This is a genomic window from Acinetobacter sp. PW68, assembly GCF_020982655.1.
GTDB classification, from domain to species: Bacteria; Pseudomonadota; Gammaproteobacteria; order Pseudomonadales; family Moraxellaceae; genus Acinetobacter; species Acinetobacter towneri_A.
On sequence record NZ_JAHZSX010000001.1, the window covers coordinates 1,328,591 to 1,344,983 of the forward strand.

General features: G+C 40.9%; 16 protein-coding genes. 9 read left to right on the forward strand and 7 right to left on the reverse strand.

What is annotated here, in order from left to right:
• The first annotated feature begins 102 nt into the window (after nucleotides 1–102).
• Both K1T76_RS06350 and K1T76_RS06355 read left to right on the forward strand, forming a co-directional pair.
• The gene (locus tag K1T76_RS06350; protein ID WP_230244736.1) at nucleotides 103–960 is read left to right on the forward strand and encodes a 3'(2'),5'-bisphosphate nucleotidase CysQ family protein; all 858 of its coding nucleotides are present in this window, start codon (nucleotides 103–105) and stop codon (nucleotides 958–960) included.
• Nucleotides 961–1,018: 58 nt separating this feature from the next.
• Nucleotides 1,019–1,753, forward strand: coding sequence for a histidine phosphatase family protein (locus K1T76_RS06355; RefSeq protein ID WP_230244738.1), 735 nt, complete (start codon nucleotides 1,019–1,021; stop codon nucleotides 1,751–1,753).
• A gap of 220 nt (nucleotides 1,754–1,973) precedes the next feature.
• Here K1T76_RS06355 and rpsT read toward each other — a convergent pair whose 3' ends face one another.
• The gene (gene rpsT / locus K1T76_RS06360) at nucleotides 1,974–2,243 is read right to left on the reverse strand and encodes a 30S ribosomal protein S20 (protein WP_019836483.1); all 270 of its coding nucleotides are present in this window, start codon (nucleotides 2,241–2,243) and stop codon (nucleotides 1,974–1,976) included.
• A gap of 215 nt (nucleotides 2,244–2,458) precedes the next feature.
• Here rpsT and K1T76_RS06365 point away from each other — a divergent pair, with 215 nt between their 5' ends.
• The 7 genes from K1T76_RS06365 to K1T76_RS06395 all read left to right on the forward strand — a co-directional run bounded on the left by K1T76_RS06365 (nucleotide 2,459) and on the right by K1T76_RS06395 (nucleotide 10,865).
• Nucleotides 2,459–3,124, forward strand: coding sequence for an NAD(P)H-binding protein (locus K1T76_RS06365; protein WP_230244740.1), 666 nt, complete (start codon nucleotides 2,459–2,461; stop codon nucleotides 3,122–3,124).
• Between the two features lie 12 nt (nucleotides 3,125–3,136).
• Nucleotides 3,137–3,649, forward strand: a complete 513-nt coding sequence (rraA, locus tag K1T76_RS06370; RefSeq protein ID WP_019836481.1) for a ribonuclease E activity regulator RraA — start codon at nucleotides 3,137–3,139, stop codon at nucleotides 3,647–3,649.
• Between the two features lie 53 nt (nucleotides 3,650–3,702).
• Entirely contained in the window at nucleotides 3,703–4,482 is a 780-nt protein-coding gene (locus K1T76_RS06375; RefSeq protein ID WP_230244742.1) for a glutathione S-transferase N-terminal domain-containing protein, read from the forward strand.
• Between the two features lie 226 nt (nucleotides 4,483–4,708).
• Complete coding sequence (locus K1T76_RS06380; protein ID WP_230244743.1) at nucleotides 4,709–5,068, forward strand: hypothetical protein; 360 nt, start codon at nucleotides 4,709–4,711, stop codon at nucleotides 5,066–5,068.
• A 148-nt stretch (nucleotides 5,069–5,216) separates the two neighbouring features.
• Entirely contained in the window at nucleotides 5,217–8,678 is a 3,462-nt protein-coding gene (gene mfd / locus K1T76_RS06385; RefSeq protein ID WP_230244745.1) for a transcription-repair coupling factor, read from the forward strand.
• 205 nt (nucleotides 8,679–8,883) lie between these two features.
• A complete protein-coding gene (locus tag K1T76_RS06390) occupies nucleotides 8,884–9,318 on the forward strand; it encodes an HIT domain-containing protein (RefSeq protein ID WP_004976660.1) in 435 nt (144 codons plus the stop codon).
• A 65-nt stretch (nucleotides 9,319–9,383) separates the two neighbouring features.
• Nucleotides 9,384–10,865, forward strand: a complete 1,482-nt coding sequence (locus K1T76_RS06395; RefSeq protein ID WP_230244747.1) for an adenylate/guanylate cyclase domain-containing protein — start codon at nucleotides 9,384–9,386, stop codon at nucleotides 10,863–10,865.
• Nucleotides 10,866–10,929: 64 nt separating this feature from the next.
• On the opposite strand, the gene tnpC is transcribed toward K1T76_RS06395, so the two are convergent.
• From tnpC to hscB, 6 genes are all read right to left on the reverse strand, one after another.
• A complete protein-coding gene (gene tnpC, locus K1T76_RS06400) occupies nucleotides 10,930–12,555 on the reverse strand; it encodes an IS66 family transposase (protein ID WP_230243835.1) in 1,626 nt (541 codons plus the stop codon).
• 74 nt (nucleotides 12,556–12,629) lie between these two features.
• Entirely contained in the window at nucleotides 12,630–12,965 is a 336-nt protein-coding gene (gene tnpB / locus K1T76_RS06405) for an IS66 family insertion sequence element accessory protein TnpB (protein WP_165382150.1), read from the reverse strand.
• Nucleotides 12,962–13,345 (reverse strand): transposase, encoded by a 384-nt coding sequence (locus K1T76_RS06410; protein ID WP_130122116.1) that lies wholly within the window; start codon nucleotides 13,343–13,345, stop codon nucleotides 12,962–12,964. Before K1T76_RS06410 ends, tnpB begins: the two co-directional genes overlap by 4 nt.
• Nucleotides 13,346–13,524: 179 nt before the next feature.
• Nucleotides 13,525–13,863: an ISC system 2Fe-2S type ferredoxin gene (fdx, locus tag K1T76_RS06415; protein ID WP_004976656.1), complete on the reverse strand. Its 339-nt coding sequence runs from the start codon at nucleotides 13,861–13,863 to the stop codon at nucleotides 13,525–13,527.
• 15 nt (nucleotides 13,864–13,878) lie between these two features.
• The gene (hscA, locus tag K1T76_RS06420) at nucleotides 13,879–15,738 is read right to left on the reverse strand and encodes a Fe-S protein assembly chaperone HscA (protein WP_230244748.1); all 1,860 of its coding nucleotides are present in this window, start codon (nucleotides 15,736–15,738) and stop codon (nucleotides 13,879–13,881) included.
• A 45-nt stretch (nucleotides 15,739–15,783) separates the two neighbouring features.
• Nucleotides 15,784–16,299, reverse strand: coding sequence for a Fe-S protein assembly co-chaperone HscB (hscB, locus tag K1T76_RS06425; RefSeq protein ID WP_230244751.1), 516 nt, complete (start codon nucleotides 16,297–16,299; stop codon nucleotides 15,784–15,786).
• Nucleotides 16,300–16,393 lie beyond the last annotated feature (94 nt).

Below are 16,393 nucleotides of genomic sequence, written 5' to 3' on the forward strand. Positions count from 1 at the left end.
AGACTGATTTTTTTGCTACGTATCAGCCGTAATTTTTATTACAATATTTTTATGAAAGTAATGAAAAATTAGACCTTTAGATACGGTCTAAAAAGGATTGTTATGTTTATAAAAACAACGGCGCCAACGCATACTTTAATTTTACAGTTGTTGTCAATCATGCAGCAGGCATGTGAAATTTTAAATCAGGAATTTCAAGATTACTGTTCAGGTGCTGCTTTTGATGTCGAAAAGAAAATTGATGATTCTCCTGTTACGCAAGCTGATTATCGGGTCAATTATTATTTAATGCAGGCTTTGGCAGAAATTTCAAATTTGCCTGTATTGTCAGAAGAAGGTGAACAAGATCAGCGCCACCAATGGCAGAAGTTTTGGTTGCTAGATCCTTTAGATGGCACCAAAGAGTTTTTACATCAACGTCCAGAATTTACCATTAATTTAAGTTTAATTTGTGGTGCGCTAACAACTTTTGCGGTGCTTGCTGTACCGGGCGAGCACACGATTTATTTTTGCCCAGAACAGGGTATGCCATTCAAATATGATATTTTAACTCAGCAATGGTATCTCTATCAGCCAGCACCAAAGGTAACATCTTCAATTCTAAAAATTGGTTTAAGCCACAGCAGTCAAAAAAAGTCACACTATGCAGACTATTTAACAAGCTTGGCACAGTTAACCGATTTTGAAGAAATAAAAGCAGGGAGTGCGTATAAATTCTGCATGATTTTGGAAGATCGTGTCGATGTCTACCCACGTTTTCATCCAACCTCGGAATGGGACACTAGTGCAGGACAATGCTTGCTGGAACGAATTGGTGGTGGATTGGTCGATTTTAAGGGGCGGCCATTTTTATACAATCAGCGCGATACATTGCTAAATGGTGGTTTTATCGCCTATAAAAATACACAGATGAAAAAGATTGCCTTACAAGCACTTGAACTTATGGCAAAGTCACATTGAGCAAAGTGCTGAACATGGTATAGTGTCAAGTAACCAAGTTAAAAATTTTGGCTAGATCATGGCATTAGAATTACTCCCTGCAAGTATGCTTAAAGCAATTGATTTATTGCCAGATGCACAGACGCCTGTGACTTTATTTACCCGTCATTCTATTCGTGAAATTGTCGAGGGTCAGGGTTTGGCTGGCTATAATTTGCAGTTGACAGATCAAGGCCGTGATTTAGCCGAAGCATGGGGAGGCTACTTGGTTGGAAATACAGATCGAGTGATTCAACACTGTATTTCAAGTCCTATTCAGCGTTGTGTCGATACAGCTGCATTAATGATTCGTGGAGCGGATGGTATTACCCTTGAACCTAATACCCATCACATTGAAATTATAGAACAAGGATTGTTGGTTGAGCCTGGAAGCTTTGTACTTGATATCAAGCAGGCAGGTCCATATTTTCAGGAGCAGGGCGCTTTAGGCTTTATCAATAGTTTTGTAAACAAGGCCTTGCCTGGCATGAAACATCCGATTCATGGGGTGGTAGATGTTCTTGAGCTGATTTATAACACTCATCCGACCAACCCCTACGGACTCAGTTTGGCTGTAAGTCACGATACGATTCTGGCCGCAATTATTGCGGTAATTTCTGGACGCAAGGAAGTCACACAAGCCGATTGGCCAGGCATGATGGAAGGTTTATTTGTTTGGTTTGAAGGCGACGAGTTTTTAGAGTCTAAGTTAAAATGGATTTGGCGCGGTCAGATTCACACTTTAGATATTTCACAATTTCGTCAGAAAGTTTAAGTAGAACATTGAACGCATCAAGTGCATCAAGCCGAGAAGTTATTATCGACACGGAATATTTCGCAATAAAGCGATTGTATTCAACCTGCGGTAAAAATGCTCGTATTCATGGCTAAAAAGCTTTAAGTAAGTTGAAATGCCTAATTTTAAGTAACAGTTGGAAGCGCAAGTGAGATAGCAGACACAAAAAAAGCCCTAACGGGCTTCTTTTGTTTAACACTTAGTTAGAAGCTAAAGCTTTAACTTGAGCGTTCAAACGGCTCTTATGACGAGCTGCTTTGTTCTTATGGATGATGCCTTTATCAGCCATACGGTCAATCACTGGAACAGCTTTTTTGTAAGCTTCAGATGCAACCGCATAATCGCCTGCAGCAATAGCAGCGATTGTGCGTTTTAAATAAGTACGAACCATAGAACGTAAGCTTGCGTTGTGTTTACGTGCTTTAACGTTTTGACGAGCACGTTTTCTAGCTTGAGCAGAGTTTGCCACTCGTGCACTCCTTGAAATAGATTGGTCTGGGCGGGCTGCAATTACTTCCGAAAACCAACATCAGAAGAATTATCACCAGCCCGTAAACAAGTGCCATATTTTGATGAAACTAGACAGTTAAGTCAAGTCTTGACATGCTTTGACAACATTTTAGCTGCAGAAAAATAGGAAAGAAACAGTTAGATTAGCTTTAAGCCTCAGAGATTGTTTAAAAAATGACAAATTCTATTCAAAATGCAATTGTAATTGGTGCAAATGGTTTAGTTGGACAGCAATTGGTTAAACGGCTGAATCAGCTATCTGAATGTAAAAAAATCACCGTTGTTTTGCGTAAACCTTGCTCGGAATTAAATCGCTTAGAAAAAGTCCAGACGTTACTCCTTGAAGACTTTTTATTGCTCAATGATGAAGATGTGAGCGGTTATAGTCATGCATTCAGTTGTTTAGGCACAACCTTAAAAAAGGCAGGCTCAAAGCAGGCATTTTATGCTGTGGATTATACTATCAATGCACATTTTGCCGAACTATTGCAGGCGAAGGGTACGCATTACATATTGGTCAGTGCTTTGGGTGCACAAGCTAAATCAGCCGTATTTTATAATCGTGTCAAAGGCGAGCTAGAACAATATATTGAAAGCTTGGACTTAGATAAAGTATCAATTTTACGTCCATCTTTATTATTGGGTGAGCGCAAAGAACAGCGGCGTTTAGAAGATTTAGGGCAAAAGCTGTATCTTAAAATATCACGATTTATTCCCGATCATTTTAGATATAAGCCAGTAAGCGCTACACAAGTGGCTCATACTATGGTCGAGGCGGCGCAATCGCAAATTCATAAATTTCAAATTTATGATAATTTACAAATACAAAAAACCAAGTAAAAGGGGAACAACGTGTCTACAGTACCATTCGTAACTTGTGACTTATTAGATGACCATCCAAAACATGACCTTCAAGTGGTGATTCCATCTTTGGATGGTAAATTTTTCAAAAGTTACGGTGCACGTAAAACTTTTGGTGGTCAAATTGTGACTGTAAAGTGCTTTGAAGATAACTCGCGTGTAAAAGAGTTATTGGCAACCGATGGTACGGGCAAGGTTTTGGTAGTAGATGGTGGGGCATCTATGCGCTGTGCCTTGATGGGAGACTTGATTGCTGAATCTGCAGTGAAAAATCACTGGAATGGCGTGATTATTTACGGTTGTGTGCGCGATGTCGATGCAATTGCAGCACTTGATTTAGGCGTACATGCTTTGGCTTCAATTCCACAAAAAAGTAACCGCAAAGGCGTGGGTGAAGTAGATGTGAGTTTGCATTTCGGACAAGTCACTTTTAATTCTGGCGATTATGTCTATGCCGACAACAACGGTATTATTGTAGCAAAGGAAAAGCTGGTCGATTTATAAGCGGTTTGATGGCGCAGTCATCAAATTGCTAAGCACATCAAAAGGAAAACAAAATGGTGCATCATCAAATTAAAGTCATTCAGGCAATCGCATCTATGCTTACCGAGGGTGGGCGTGGCGTGAATGGGACTGCGTTTCCCAAGCAACCCGAAAAAGCCTTAAAGTTATATGAGTTTGAAGGTTCACCATTTTGCCGTCGTGTACGTGAAGTCATGACCTTGTTAAATTTGGATTATGAAGTTTATCCATGTCCCAAAGGCGGCACAAAATATCGTCCTTTAGTGAAACTACTCGGCGGTAAAACTCAGTTTCCATTTTTAATTGATGAAAATACAGGTGATCACCTCTATGAATCACAGCAGATCATTCATCATTTATTCAAACATTATGGTAAAAGTGGAAAAACGCCAAAAAAATATGCGCATTTTCCTAAAATTCCTTATGTGGCGCTTGCGGGCACATTATTGAATGGTGCACGTGGTGTGTGGATTAATCAGCAAATTGTAGAGCGCGCTGCACCTGAACAACTGATTGAACTGTGGGGTTTTGAGGGAAGTCCTTATACACGTGTAGTACGTGGTGTATTGACTGAACTGGAGTTGCCATTCAAATTTCATAATGTAGCCAAAGAGCGTTGGCAAGATCAAGGCTTGGCAAAATTGCGTTTAAAACCGGGTAAATATGTGCCACTGGCAGGTGGTAAGCGTGAGCAGGTATTAAAAGTTATGGGTGATAATATTCAAGTCCCATTTTTAATCGATCCAAATACCCAGACTCAGCTTTTTGAATCGGCCAAGATTGTGAAGTATTTACAGCAAACTTATGGCAAATAAGCTTTAAGTCATTTTTTGATTGTTATAAAAGCATCTTCAAGATGCTTTTTTGCATTTGGCAGGATGCAAAATATGCATCATTATAAATAGCCTAAGCAAAGTGGGGTTGAAACACTGACTTATAACATCAGGGGAGCATAAATCACCCTGATCAGTTGCATCTATTTTAGTGAAGCATTTAAACTCTGCAGCATTCACTTTGATTTCGCCAATTTATAGGTTCAAAATGTTCAGCAAACTTACAGGGTTGTTTAAAAATAAAGCCAATCTCGAAGAAATTGCCTATTTAGAAGCACATAAAATTCAATGGGATGCAGAACAAGGCTATATTGTCGATGGTATTGTGCTTAACAATGTTTTAGCAGCGCGTTTAAATTATTTATCCAACCGACGTATGCAAAAGTTTGATGATTTAGCGCAATTTTATTCTACTGCCATGATTATCAATGAAAAAATTGATCTTGAAATTGCGCAACAGCGTTTTAATACATTGCTTGGCAATACCGAAGAAAACCTACAGGAATTTAAAGCGATTGTAAAAAAATTGAATGATTATTATCGACAGTTTTTACGAGATCAAAAGTAAAGCGGAGCGTGTATCAAACTTTAAAGCACGCTGTTTTATAAAATGTTGCAATTAAAACGATGCAATTCAGGATGAAAAAATTACGCAAAACCGTCAATTCATCGTGCTAGTATAAGTCCCATGTTGTTAAGACCCTAAAGCTATATACATGTTCCAACACGAAATTTCCCAACTCAATTTAGCTCAACTGAAAGCTGGCGAAAAACGCTGGATTGGTAATCTACATGGTTCTGCCGCAGCATTATTATTTAAAGAAATTGGTCAGCAGAACCCGCATTTATTTGTGATTGTTGCGCGCAATCAACAACATTTGGCGCAGTTGGAAAGTGAATTAGAATTTTACGGGGTAAAACCGACCATTTTCCCCGATTGGGAAATTTTGCCTTATGACCGCTTATCACCACATCAAGACATTGTGTCGGAGCGTCTGGCGATTTTATCCAATATGCCACAGCAAGGCGTGTTATTGGTGTCGGCGACCACTTTAGCGCAACGTGTTGCACCAACCTCATGGGTGTTGGGTGAGCATTTTGATATTCGTGTTGGGCAAAAGTTTGCTTTGGAACAACAAAAACAGCGTTTAGTACAAGCAGGCTATCATCTGGTCGATACTGTCTATGATCATGGCGAGTTCGCTGTGCGTGGCAGTATTATGGATATTTATGCTTCGGGACAAGAAGCACCCATCCGTATTGATTTATTTGATGATGAAGTTGAAACCTTAAAGTTTTTTGATCCAGAAACGCAGCGAACCACTGAAAGCTTGCAGAATTTTACGGTTTTACCTGCCAAAGAATTTCCTTTAAAAGAAGGTCGTGCGATTTTCCGTGACCGCTATGCAGAAAGTTTCCCAACAGCAAATCCGAAGAAAAACCCTGTATATCAGGATGTGCTAGAAGGCATTGCATCGCCTGGTTTAGAGTTTTATTCTCCCTTATTTTTCACTCAGGCTCAGCTTGAAGGCCAAAATACACTATTTTCATACTTACCAAAGCATTGCATTGTCATTACAGATAAGGCGATCGATGACGGTTTAACTCAATTTTGGAAAGATGTGCTGTATCGTTATGAGGACAGACGTCATAACATCGACCAACCAATTTTACCGCCTGAACAATTATTTCTACAACCGAATCAATTATTAGAACAACTGAATCAATTTGGACGTGTGATTGCATCCCCCGAAGCTTTTGAGCAAAAAGCAGGTGTGGTGAACTTAAGCACGCTTGCACCACCACGTTTAGCGGTTGATCCAAAACAAGAGCAACCCTTTCATGCCGTTAAGCAATATATTGATGCCGCCAATCATCCTGTTTTATTGGTGGCAGAAAGTGCAGGCCGCCGTGAAACATTAAAAGATGCATTACGTGCAGCTTTAGGTGAAATTCCACAAGTTGAGAGTTTTGAGGCCTTTCAGCAGTCTTTACAAGCTATTGCGATTACCCATGCACCTTTAGACCGCGGCTTGGTCATTCAAGACCAATTGAGTGTAATCTCAGAAAATCAGCTGTATGAACATCGCGTGGTGCAGCGCCGTCGTAAACGTCAGCAGGAAGTTTCAGAAGAGTTTTTAATTCGTAGTTTGACCGAGTTAAGCATAGGCGCACCTGTGGTACATATTGATTATGGTGTTGGTCGTTATGCAGGTTTAATTACTTTAAGCATTGATGAGCAAGAACATGAGTTTTTACAACTCGATTATACCGATGCTGCAAAAGTGTATGTGCCTGTTACCAATTTGCATTTAATTAGTCGTTATAGCGGAGGTGACCCAGACCTTGCGCCTTTGCATAAATTAGGCACAGATGCGTGGAATAAAGCCAAACGCAAAGCTTTGGAACAAATTCATGATGTCGCAGCAGAATTACTGCATATTCAAGCACGCCGTCAATCTAAACCAGGTTTCGCTTTCGAATTGGATCATAGTCTTTATATGCAATTTGCCAGTGGCTTTGCTTATGAAGAAACCTTAGATCAAGCCAATGCAATTGAAGCGACCTTACATGATATGCAATTGGCAAAACCAATGGATCGTTTGGTCTGTGGTGATGTCGGTTTTGGTAAAACTGAAGTTGCCATGCGGGCTGCATTTGTCGCGGTACAGAACAATAAACAAGTTGCTGTATTGGTTCCAACCACATTGTTGGCACAACAGCATTATGAATCCTTTAAAGACCGTTTTGCCGATTGGCCTGTGCGTATTGAAGTCTTGTCGCGTTTTGGTTCAAACAAATCTCATCAGAAAACCATTGAAGATTTAGCAGACGGCAAAGTCGATATTGTGATTGGGACGCACAAAATTCTACAAGAAAATATTCAGTTCAAGCAATTAGGCTTGATGATTGTCGATGAAGAACATCGTTTTGGTGTACGTGACAAAGAACGTATTAAAGCGTTGCGTGCCGATGTTGATATGCTGACTTTAACCGCAACGCCAATTCCACGTACCTTAAATATGGCATTTAGTGGTATGCGCGATTTATCCATTATTGCCACACCGCCTGCACGCCGTTTAGCGGTGAAAACTTTTGTGCAGGAACATACTGGCGATACTGTGAAAGAAGCCATTCTACGTGAATTGTTACGTGGTGGTCAGGTGTATTTCCTTCACAATGAAGTGGAAACCATTGAGCGCAGCGCTGAAACCATTCGTGAATTGGTGCCAGAAGCGCGCGTTGCAGTCGCACATGGGCAAATGCGAGAACGCGAATTAGAGCAAGTCATGCAGCAGTTTTATCATAAAGAATACAATGTCTTGGTTTGCTCGACCATTATTGAAACAGGAATTGACGTCCCAAATGCCAATACCATTTTAATTGAACGTGCAGATAAACTCGGATTGGCGCAGTTGCACCAACTACGTGGTCGTGTCGGGCGCTCACATCACCAAGCTTATGCGTATTTGCTTGTACCATCTATTAAAGGCTTAAAAGGTGATGCTGAAAAACGCTTGGATGCCATTCAGCGTGCCTCAACTTTAGGGGCTGGTTTTATGTTAGCAACCGAAGACTTGGAAATTCGTGGTGCGGGAGAATTACTTGGTGAGCAACAAAGTGGGTCAATGCAAGCCATTGGTTATAGCTTGTATATGGAAATGCTAGAAAAAGCCACCAAAGCCATTCAAAAGGGTAAAACCCCTAACTTCGATGCGCCATTGTCTTTAACTGCAGAAATCAACCTACATATGCCTGCTTTGATTCCAGATGATTATTTGGGCGATGTGCATCAGCGCTTATTGTTCTACAAACGCATTAGTAATACTGATACTCAAGAAAAGCTTGATCATATCCGTATGGAATTGATTGACCGTTTTGGTATTCCGCCACAAGCTGTGAAACAATTGTTTGCTGTGCATCAACTGCGTTTAAAAGCAGAGCAGTTGGGAATCACTAAAATTGATATTGGCACAAATGGTGGTCATATCGAATTTTCACCCGATACGCCTGTGCAAGCCATGAGCATCATTCAAATGATGCAAAAACATCCGACCTATTTCCGTATGGATGGTGGGCAGCGTTTAAAAGTGATGGTGATGTTGCAAGATGCTGAAAAGCGGATTCAATTTATCGCCGATCTATTAAACAGCTTGCTAAAAACGTTGCACAGCTGAGTTTAAATACAAATTGACCGAAATATCACATGAGTAAATTATGAAAAATTTCTAAGAAACCTCTGATTATATGATGAAAATTATTTATGATGAATTTGGTTAAAATTGCACTTTATTTACATGGAAACATGATGGGAATGATACTCAGTGTACTGGGGATGTGATAGTATTACTCATCATTACAATTTGCGTCATTTATAAAGATATGTTTAGTTTGCACCCACAACTTGCTCAAGATACTTTTTTTGTAGGCGACTTTCCTCTGTCAACATGTCGTTTAATGAATGATATGCAATTCCCTTGGTTAATTCTAATTCCACGTGTGCCAGGGGTTACAGAACTATACGAATTAAGTCAGGCAGACCAAGAACAATTTTTACGTGAATCCAGCTGGCTATCTAGCCAATTATCACGTGTATTTCGTGCCGATAAAATGAATGTGGCGGCTTTAGGTAATATGGTTCCACAATTGCATTTTCATCACGTCGTGCGTTATCAAAATGATGTAGCTTGGCCTAAACCTGTTTGGGGTACCCCAGCTGTACCGTATAGCAATGAAGTTTTGGCTCACATGCGTCAAACCTTAATGCTTGCTCTGCGTGGCCAAGGCGATATGCCATTTGACTGGCGAATGGATTAATTGAATTAATTGCCACGCAGCATGCGTGGCTTTTTAATCCAAAATCGAATTAGGCCGCGTTATTCATGTACAATTGGATGAAAAGAGATCCTCAACAATTCGAATTTCTGCATCGTTTAGTCGGGTATGCAAGTTTATCCTTGTTGATGGTAGTTTATCACTACACCAACGCCGATACCAATTATCAAATTTATCTTCCATTTTTTCTCACTTTTTTATTACTGATTATTCCTAAATTTTCCCGTTGGCTGCAATATAAATATAGTCGTCAAGTTAAGCGTAATATCCTGTTTATTATTGATACTGTAGTGGTTGCGGCATGCCTGTCTGCGGTACAACTGAATTTGGTACTTACTTTTGCCGCTTTATTGGCCCTGTTATATACCGCGATTTATATTAAAGTTTCTTCTTATTGGGTGGCATTCGCTTCCTTATTGGCAGTCACAGTTTTTTATTTTTGTAATATTTTTATTTTTGGTTTTAACGAATATTTTCAACAAAGCAGTAGTGAGCTTACGATTTTAGCTTTTTTATGTATGATTTTTTATTTTGGAATGGGCAGTGCGTATCAAGCGCGTCGTATTCGCTATACTATGGCAAAAAAAGATCATTACTATAAGCAAATGAATCGATATATAGAATTTGCCAATCAACTGAGTCGCTATGCACCTTTACAGTTATGGCAATCCATTATGAAGGGTGAGTCGGAAGCGAAAATCGAATATAAACGAAAAAAATTGACAATTTTCTTTTCAGATATTCAAGGCTTTACTGAGCTTTCTGAAACACTGATTCCAGATGATTTAGCATTCTTACTCAATGATTATTTAAGCCACATGACCGAAATTGCCAAACAATATGAAGCGACGGTAGATAAATTCATGGGTGATGCGATTCTGATTTTCTTTGGCGATCCAAATTCGCAAGGCGTTGAGCAAGATGCTAAAACTTGTGTAGACATGGCAATCGCAATGCGTCACCAAATGAAATTGTTACGCGAGCGTTGGGTCAAAATGGGTTATCCACCTTTACATATTCGTATGGGTATCAGTACAGGATATTGCCACGTTGGGAACTACGGTGCAGCACATCGTATGGCATATACTATTGTTGGACGTGATGCTAACTTAGCCGCACGTTTACAAAGTGCTGCAGAAGTCGATGAAATTTTACTTTCAGATGATACTTATAAACTGATTAAAAATGATTATTTGTGTGCGCCAAAAGCACCGATCTTTTTAAAGGGGATTCAAGGCCCTGTAAAAACTTGGCAAGTGATGGAAAAATATGCGGCCAGCAAGTCAGATTATCAGCGTTGGTTTGACTACGAATATAAAGGCTTCCATTTGTTGCTAAATTTGGATGAAGTACAGAATTTTGAATACCCTGAACTGATTCACGTATTAGAAAAAATGATTAAAAGAATTCAAACCCAGCAAAAACTGACCAACTCACAGGGGATTGTAAAACTCAATCTCGAAGATGAAGTGATTGAACATCCACCTGTTGAAGAAATTGCCAAAACTCATATTCGTGAAAAACACTAAAATTTCTTATCACACTGATCTCTTTTAACTTTTGTAAGCGTCCGCTGAATCCCATACCTATTTTTTAATTCGATTTAGGTTTCCAGCGGTGTGGTAGCAATTCTTCAATTTGGGTCACTTTGTGTGTCGGTAACCTTTTCAGCACATCACTTAAATAGGCATACGGATCCAAGCCATTCAGCTTTGCTGACTGGATTAACGTCATGATGTTTGCCGCTCGCTGACCACTGCGCAGCGAGCCAGCAAACAGCCAGTTCTTACGTCCCAACGCCCAAGGTCGCATTTGATTCTCTACCCAATTATTGCAAATCGGTAGATTGCCATCATCCAAATAGCGGCTTAAAGCTGGCCAACGCTTCAGAGTGTAATTGATGGCCTTGGCGGTGGGAGAACTCGATGGCACTGTCAGATGATGTTGGTTGAGCCATTCATATAGTTGTTGCATCACTGGTTGACTATGCTGTTGTCGGTATTCGCGGCGGTCTTCCGCTGTACCATCGGTCTTTTTCCTGAGCTCTGCTTCTATGGCATACAGTTTCTGAATCAGCACTAATGCCTGTTCAGCGACCTGACTTTTCCCAGTTACATGCAGTTCATGGAATTTACGACGTGCATGGGCCATGCAGCCCACCTCTATGACCTGGCCTGATTTAAAGCGTGCTTTATAACCACTGTAATCATCACAGACTAGATAACCCTGCCAGCCTTTCAAGAACTCTGCAGCATGCTGGCCTGAACGACTATCCTGAAAGTCATAGATCACCGCCTGAACTGGATTGTACTGTGTAGTGGCATAGGCCCAGACATAACCTTTCTTCGGTTTTTTATCATTCTCACCCATCCGCATGATGGTGACCGGTGTTTCATCTGCATGCAGCACCTGCTGTTGTAGTACCACCTCTTTTAAGGCATTGGCCAGAGGTTCCAGTTCTACACCGCAGCGACCTATCCAGTCAGATAAAGTTGATCTAGAAAGTTCGATTCCCGCCCGCTGATAGATCAGACGTTGACGGTACAGCGGCAAATGATCGGCATATTTCGATACCAAAACATGGCTGAGCAGTTCAGGTGAAGCAATGCCTTTATCAATCACATAGGCGGGCATCGCTTGCTGAGTCAGGGTGTCACACTGATCACAGACCCATTTACCACGCACATGCTGTTCCTTATAGAACTGTGCCGGTCTGAAATGCAGTTTTTCACTGACATCTTCGCCGATACGCCGGAGTTGGCATCCACAAGCACATTGGGTTGATGCAGGTTCATGCTCAATACGGATGGTGTGTAGATGATCTGGCAGTGGTCGACGTTTAGGTTTATTGGTTTTGGCTTTGTGTGTCGCTGCATTGGTTTTATCTGCATTTAGCCGTTCCAGTTCTAGATCAACCGCGGCAATATCTTCTTCAACCGCTTCATCCCACAGATGGATTTGTTTTGCCGTTAAGTGTTCATTCTTTTGGGCGAATTTGTGCTTTTTAAACAGCGCCAGTTCATGCTCGTATTTTTGATTGAGAATAGAAAGATGTTGAACTTTAGAATCTAATTGCTGATTGGTGACTTCAAGATGTTGAACTCTGGCATCTAATTGCTGGTTTGATTGTGCTAGAGACTGATGCTGCATCGCCAACTGCCGGGTAAATTCCAGCAGTTGTTCATGGGTCAGTTGGCTTAAGTCAGGCAGCGTATTCATGACCGCAGTATGCCTGAGGTCATGAAGAGAATGAAATAGAACGTTTGGAGAATAGCAGAATAGCCGAGCTTGGTTTAGAGCATTGTTACCACTTGCTGTCGTCCAATGCGCTGCCAGGGCAAACCCTGGATTAATGCCTGTAACTGTTCCGGGTTGAGGACCACGGTTTCACCTTGGTGAACTTGAGCCCAGTGGAATTTTCCCTGTTCCAGCCGCCTGGCACACAGCCAGATGCCCAGTCCATCATGTACCAGCACTTTCATACGATGGCCACGTTTATTACAGAACAGGTAGGCGCAATGCGGTTTGATGTAGCCAAAGGCTCTCACCACCTGAGCCATGGTCGTATCCATACCTGCACGCATGTCCATGGGCTGAGTAGACAACCAGATTTCATCAATGCGGATCATGTTGCAAGTGCCTTGAGTAATTCTGCCAAGACAGGTATTTCTGATGTCTGCCATTTTAGCTGAATATCATTATTCGTATGAGGCACGGTGATACACAACGTGATCCTCTCATCAATAGGTTGGCTGATTGCAGCAGTGTAAGGCAAAGCAATAAATGCTGGATTCACATGAGTAGGATCCTGCACGGCACCCTCATGATGCCTGAAGATCCTGATCCAACGACTGACAAGGTTGGCATTAATACTATGTTGCAGTGCGACCGAAGCGATCGAGGTATTAGGATTTTTACAGGCATTGACAATACTGAGTTTGAATTCTTTGCTGTATGTTCTGCGTTTTTTAGCAACAGGAGGTGTTGCTGAATATATATCCATGTTCATGGATTAAGTCCCCACTTGTTTTTAGGTGGGAACTAAATTAAGGCTTATAGGATCGCTTGGTAAGGCTGTGTTAGCCGGATGCTTACTAACTTTTAAATCCCTAAGCTTTTTAAAGATGAAGTTGTGCAAAAAAAACTGCGCCGTAACGCAGTTTTTTAGATTAAGCATCATTTTTCTGATTAATGATTTTCTGAAGCATGGTTAATGGTGTACTTTGGAATTTCAACTTCCAAGTCTTCATTGACTACTTTCACCTGACAAGATAAGCGTGAATCAGGCTCTAAGCCCCAAGCACGGTCTAATAAGTCGGCTTCCACGTCATCCATTTCTTCTAGGCTGTCAAAGCCTTTACGCACCACAACGTGACAGGTCGTGCATGCACAAGACATATCACAAGCATGTTCAATTTTAATGCCATTTTCAAGTAAGCTTTCGCATAAGTTGGCATTTTGTTCGACTTCAAACTCAGCACCTTCTGGGCAGAATTGCGCATGTGGAAGTACTTTAATACGTGGCATAATCTTTACCTTAAATTAGTTTGAGTTTGACCAGTCATCGAGTTTAGTGCCTTTAAGTGCTGCATCAATATGTTGATTCATACGAAGCGCAGCAAAAGCATCACTGTGTATTTTAAGCTGTTCAACAGCATGTTCAATGGCTTTAATGTCTTGCCCAGTCAACTCGGCTTCTAACTGCGCTTTGGCAGTATTTAAAGCTTGCAACTGTTCTGAGCTTAAAAGTTGTGCATCCACCTTTAAGGCTTGTTGTAAAGCTTCAAGTTCACGTTGTGCTTCAACTTTGGTCTCATGCAAATGACGCAATAGCTTGTCTTCTTCTGCATATTTGAAACCATCTAGCAGCAAACGTTCGGTATCTGCTTCAGATAAACCATAAGATGGCTTGATATCGATATTCGCAGTTACACCAGAGGTGGTTTCTTTGGCTGAAACACTAAGTAAGCCATCTGCATCGACTTGAAAGGTAACTTCGATGCGTGCCTGACCCGCAGTCATTGGTGGAATACCATGCAGCACAAAACGACCTAAGCTACGGCAATGTTCTACCAGATCACGCTCACCTTGTACCACATGAATGAGCATGGCAGTTTGACCATCTTGATATGTGGTAAATTCTTGGCGACGTGCCACAGGAATTGCAGTATTGCGTGAAATTAAACGTTCCACCAAACCGCCCATGGTTTCTAAACCCAAAGACAGTGGGGTAACATCTAAGAGTAATGAACCATCTTTACTGTTACCAATCAGTTGATTGGCGGTAATTGATGCACCAATTGCAACTACTTCATCTGGGTTAATCGTGCATAATGGTTCTTGATTAAACACTTCACGTACAGCTTTTTGTACAGCATAAGAACGTGTTGAACCACCGACTAAAACCACATTTTGAATGTCGTCTAGGTCAAGTTTGGCATCGCGCAATACGCGTTTGCACACACTAATGGTTTTATCTAAAGCAACCTGAATAATACTTTCAAAGCTTGCGCGGTCTAATTGCAGCGTATGTTCTAAAAGCTTTAATTCAACACTTTCTGCATTGCTGAGCGCTTCTTTGGCTTTACGTGCAGACACAATAAAGTGAGCATATTCTGCATCATCCAAGCTTTCAATATTCAGCTGTTTTTTTGCCCATTTTACAATCAGACGATCTAAGTCGTCACCACCTAAAGCAGTGTGACCGCCTGTAGCTAAAACTTCAAAAACACCCTGAGAGAAACGTAAAATAGAAACGTCAAAAGTACCACCGCCCAAGTCGTAAATCACATAGTTACGGTCTTGTGCTAAGTTGGTGTCTTGATCTAAACCGTAAGCTACAGCAGCTGCAGTTGGTTCGTTCAATAAGCGCAATACGTTTAAACCTGCAAGTTCGGCAGCATCACGTGTAGCTTGACGTTGCGCTTCATCAAAATATGCAGGTACAGTAATCACGGCACCATTTACAGGGTTTTGTAAGCTGGCTTCTGCACGGTCTTTGAGTTGTTTAAGCAATTCTGCAGAAATTTCAACAGGCGTTTTACGTCCTTGAGCTGTTTCAAACGCAGGCATTTGATTGTTTTCACCCACTAACGTATATGGATGTTGAAATTTGATGTCAGCTTTAGAACGACCCATAAAACGCTTGACTGAAACAATGGTGTTTTTAGGATCTGTAGTGATAAATGGCACAGCAGCATTGCCATAATGTGTATTTTGCGCTGCATAATGGACGATAGAAGGCAGTAGCACGCGACCTTGCTCATCATGCAAGACTTTAGCTTTACCAGAAAGAACTGTGGCAACCAATGAATGAGTGGTGCCTAAGTCAATGCCAATCGCAATGCGATGTTCATGCGGTGCACTTGATTGACCTGGTTCTGCAATTTGCAAGAGCGCCATTATGTAAAATCCTTTGCCCGTTAAATATTAAAATACAAACTAAAATTAAAAATCATCGTCTAAATCAAAACTGTCATCATCAAGAAAACGATCTTCAGCTTTGTCTAGGTCAGCCATAACTTTCATGAAAAAGCGTAATTTACGCACAGTGTCACGCGCTTCTGCCCAATCTTCTTCGGCATAGTCAATTTTAAATTCACGGACTAAACCATCAACCCATTGTTGTACTTCAATTTTTAAAGACTTTAAGTCTTCGGCACAACTAGCATCATCCAATTGCTCACGAATTTCCAAGGCGTCTTGTAAAAATTCAAAATCATGGATGGATTGATCGAGATGATAATCTTGCTTTTTCAATGAGAGCAAATATGCAGCACGACTATCTACCGCAGAGAGTTGTTTAAACGCCTGATTAATTTTACTAGATTTAATCAAGGCTTGATCTTTGTCTTCGGCTTTGTCGGGGTGATATTGCTGCTGTAGCTTTAAAAATTCAGCTTTTAAAGTAGCGAAATCAATATCGAGTGCAACAGGAAGATTAAACAACTCAAAATGATTCATGGGAGATGGAATCCGCGATTAGTGTGCAAAATTGGCTGCATAAATGCAATTAAAACAGTGTATTGTACACTGTTTTAAGCTAAAAAGAGGGAGG

What these genes read in the sequence shown, in the direction of transcription:
- K1T76_RS06350 (WP_230244736.1), top strand. Translation starts at nt 103, where the DNA reads ATGTTTATAAAAACAACGGCGCCAACGCATACTTTAATTTTACAGTTG.
- K1T76_RS06355 (WP_230244738.1), top strand. Translation starts at nt 1,019, where the DNA reads ATGGCATTAGAATTACTCCCTGCAAGTATGCTTAAAGCAATTGATTTA.
- K1T76_RS06365 (WP_230244740.1), top strand. Translation starts at nt 2,459, where the DNA reads ATGACAAATTCTATTCAAAATGCAATTGTAATTGGTGCAAATGGTTTA.
- K1T76_RS06375 (WP_230244742.1), top strand. Translation starts at nt 3,703, where the DNA reads ATGGTGCATCATCAAATTAAAGTCATTCAGGCAATCGCATCTATGCTT.
- K1T76_RS06380 (WP_230244743.1), top strand. Translation starts at nt 4,709, where the DNA reads ATGTTCAGCAAACTTACAGGGTTGTTTAAAAATAAAGCCAATCTCGAA.
- mfd (WP_230244745.1), top strand. Translation starts at nt 5,217, where the DNA reads ATGTTCCAACACGAAATTTCCCAACTCAATTTAGCTCAACTGAAAGCT.
- K1T76_RS06390 (WP_004976660.1), top strand. Translation starts at nt 8,884, where the DNA reads ATGTTTAGTTTGCACCCACAACTTGCTCAAGATACTTTTTTTGTAGGC.
- K1T76_RS06395 (WP_230244747.1), top strand. Translation starts at nt 9,384, where the DNA reads ATGTACAATTGGATGAAAAGAGATCCTCAACAATTCGAATTTCTGCAT.
- tnpC (WP_230243835.1), bottom strand. Translation starts at nt 12,555, where the DNA reads ATGAATACGCTGCCTGACTTAAGCCAACTGACCCATGAACAACTGCTG.
- tnpB (WP_165382150.1), bottom strand. Translation starts at nt 12,965, where the DNA reads ATGATCCGCATTGATGAAATCTGGTTGTCTACTCAGCCCATGGACATG.
- K1T76_RS06410 (WP_130122116.1), bottom strand. Translation starts at nt 13,345, where the DNA reads ATGAACATGGATATATATTCAGCAACACCTCCTGTTGCTAAAAAACGC.
- fdx (WP_004976656.1), bottom strand. Translation starts at nt 13,863, where the DNA reads ATGCCACGTATTAAAGTACTTCCACATGCGCAATTCTGCCCAGAAGGT.
- hscA (WP_230244748.1), bottom strand. Translation starts at nt 15,738, where the DNA reads ATGGCGCTCTTGCAAATTGCAGAACCAGGTCAATCAAGTGCACCGCAT.
- hscB (WP_230244751.1), bottom strand. Translation starts at nt 16,299, where the DNA reads ATGAATCATTTTGAGTTGTTTAATCTTCCTGTTGCACTCGATATTGAT.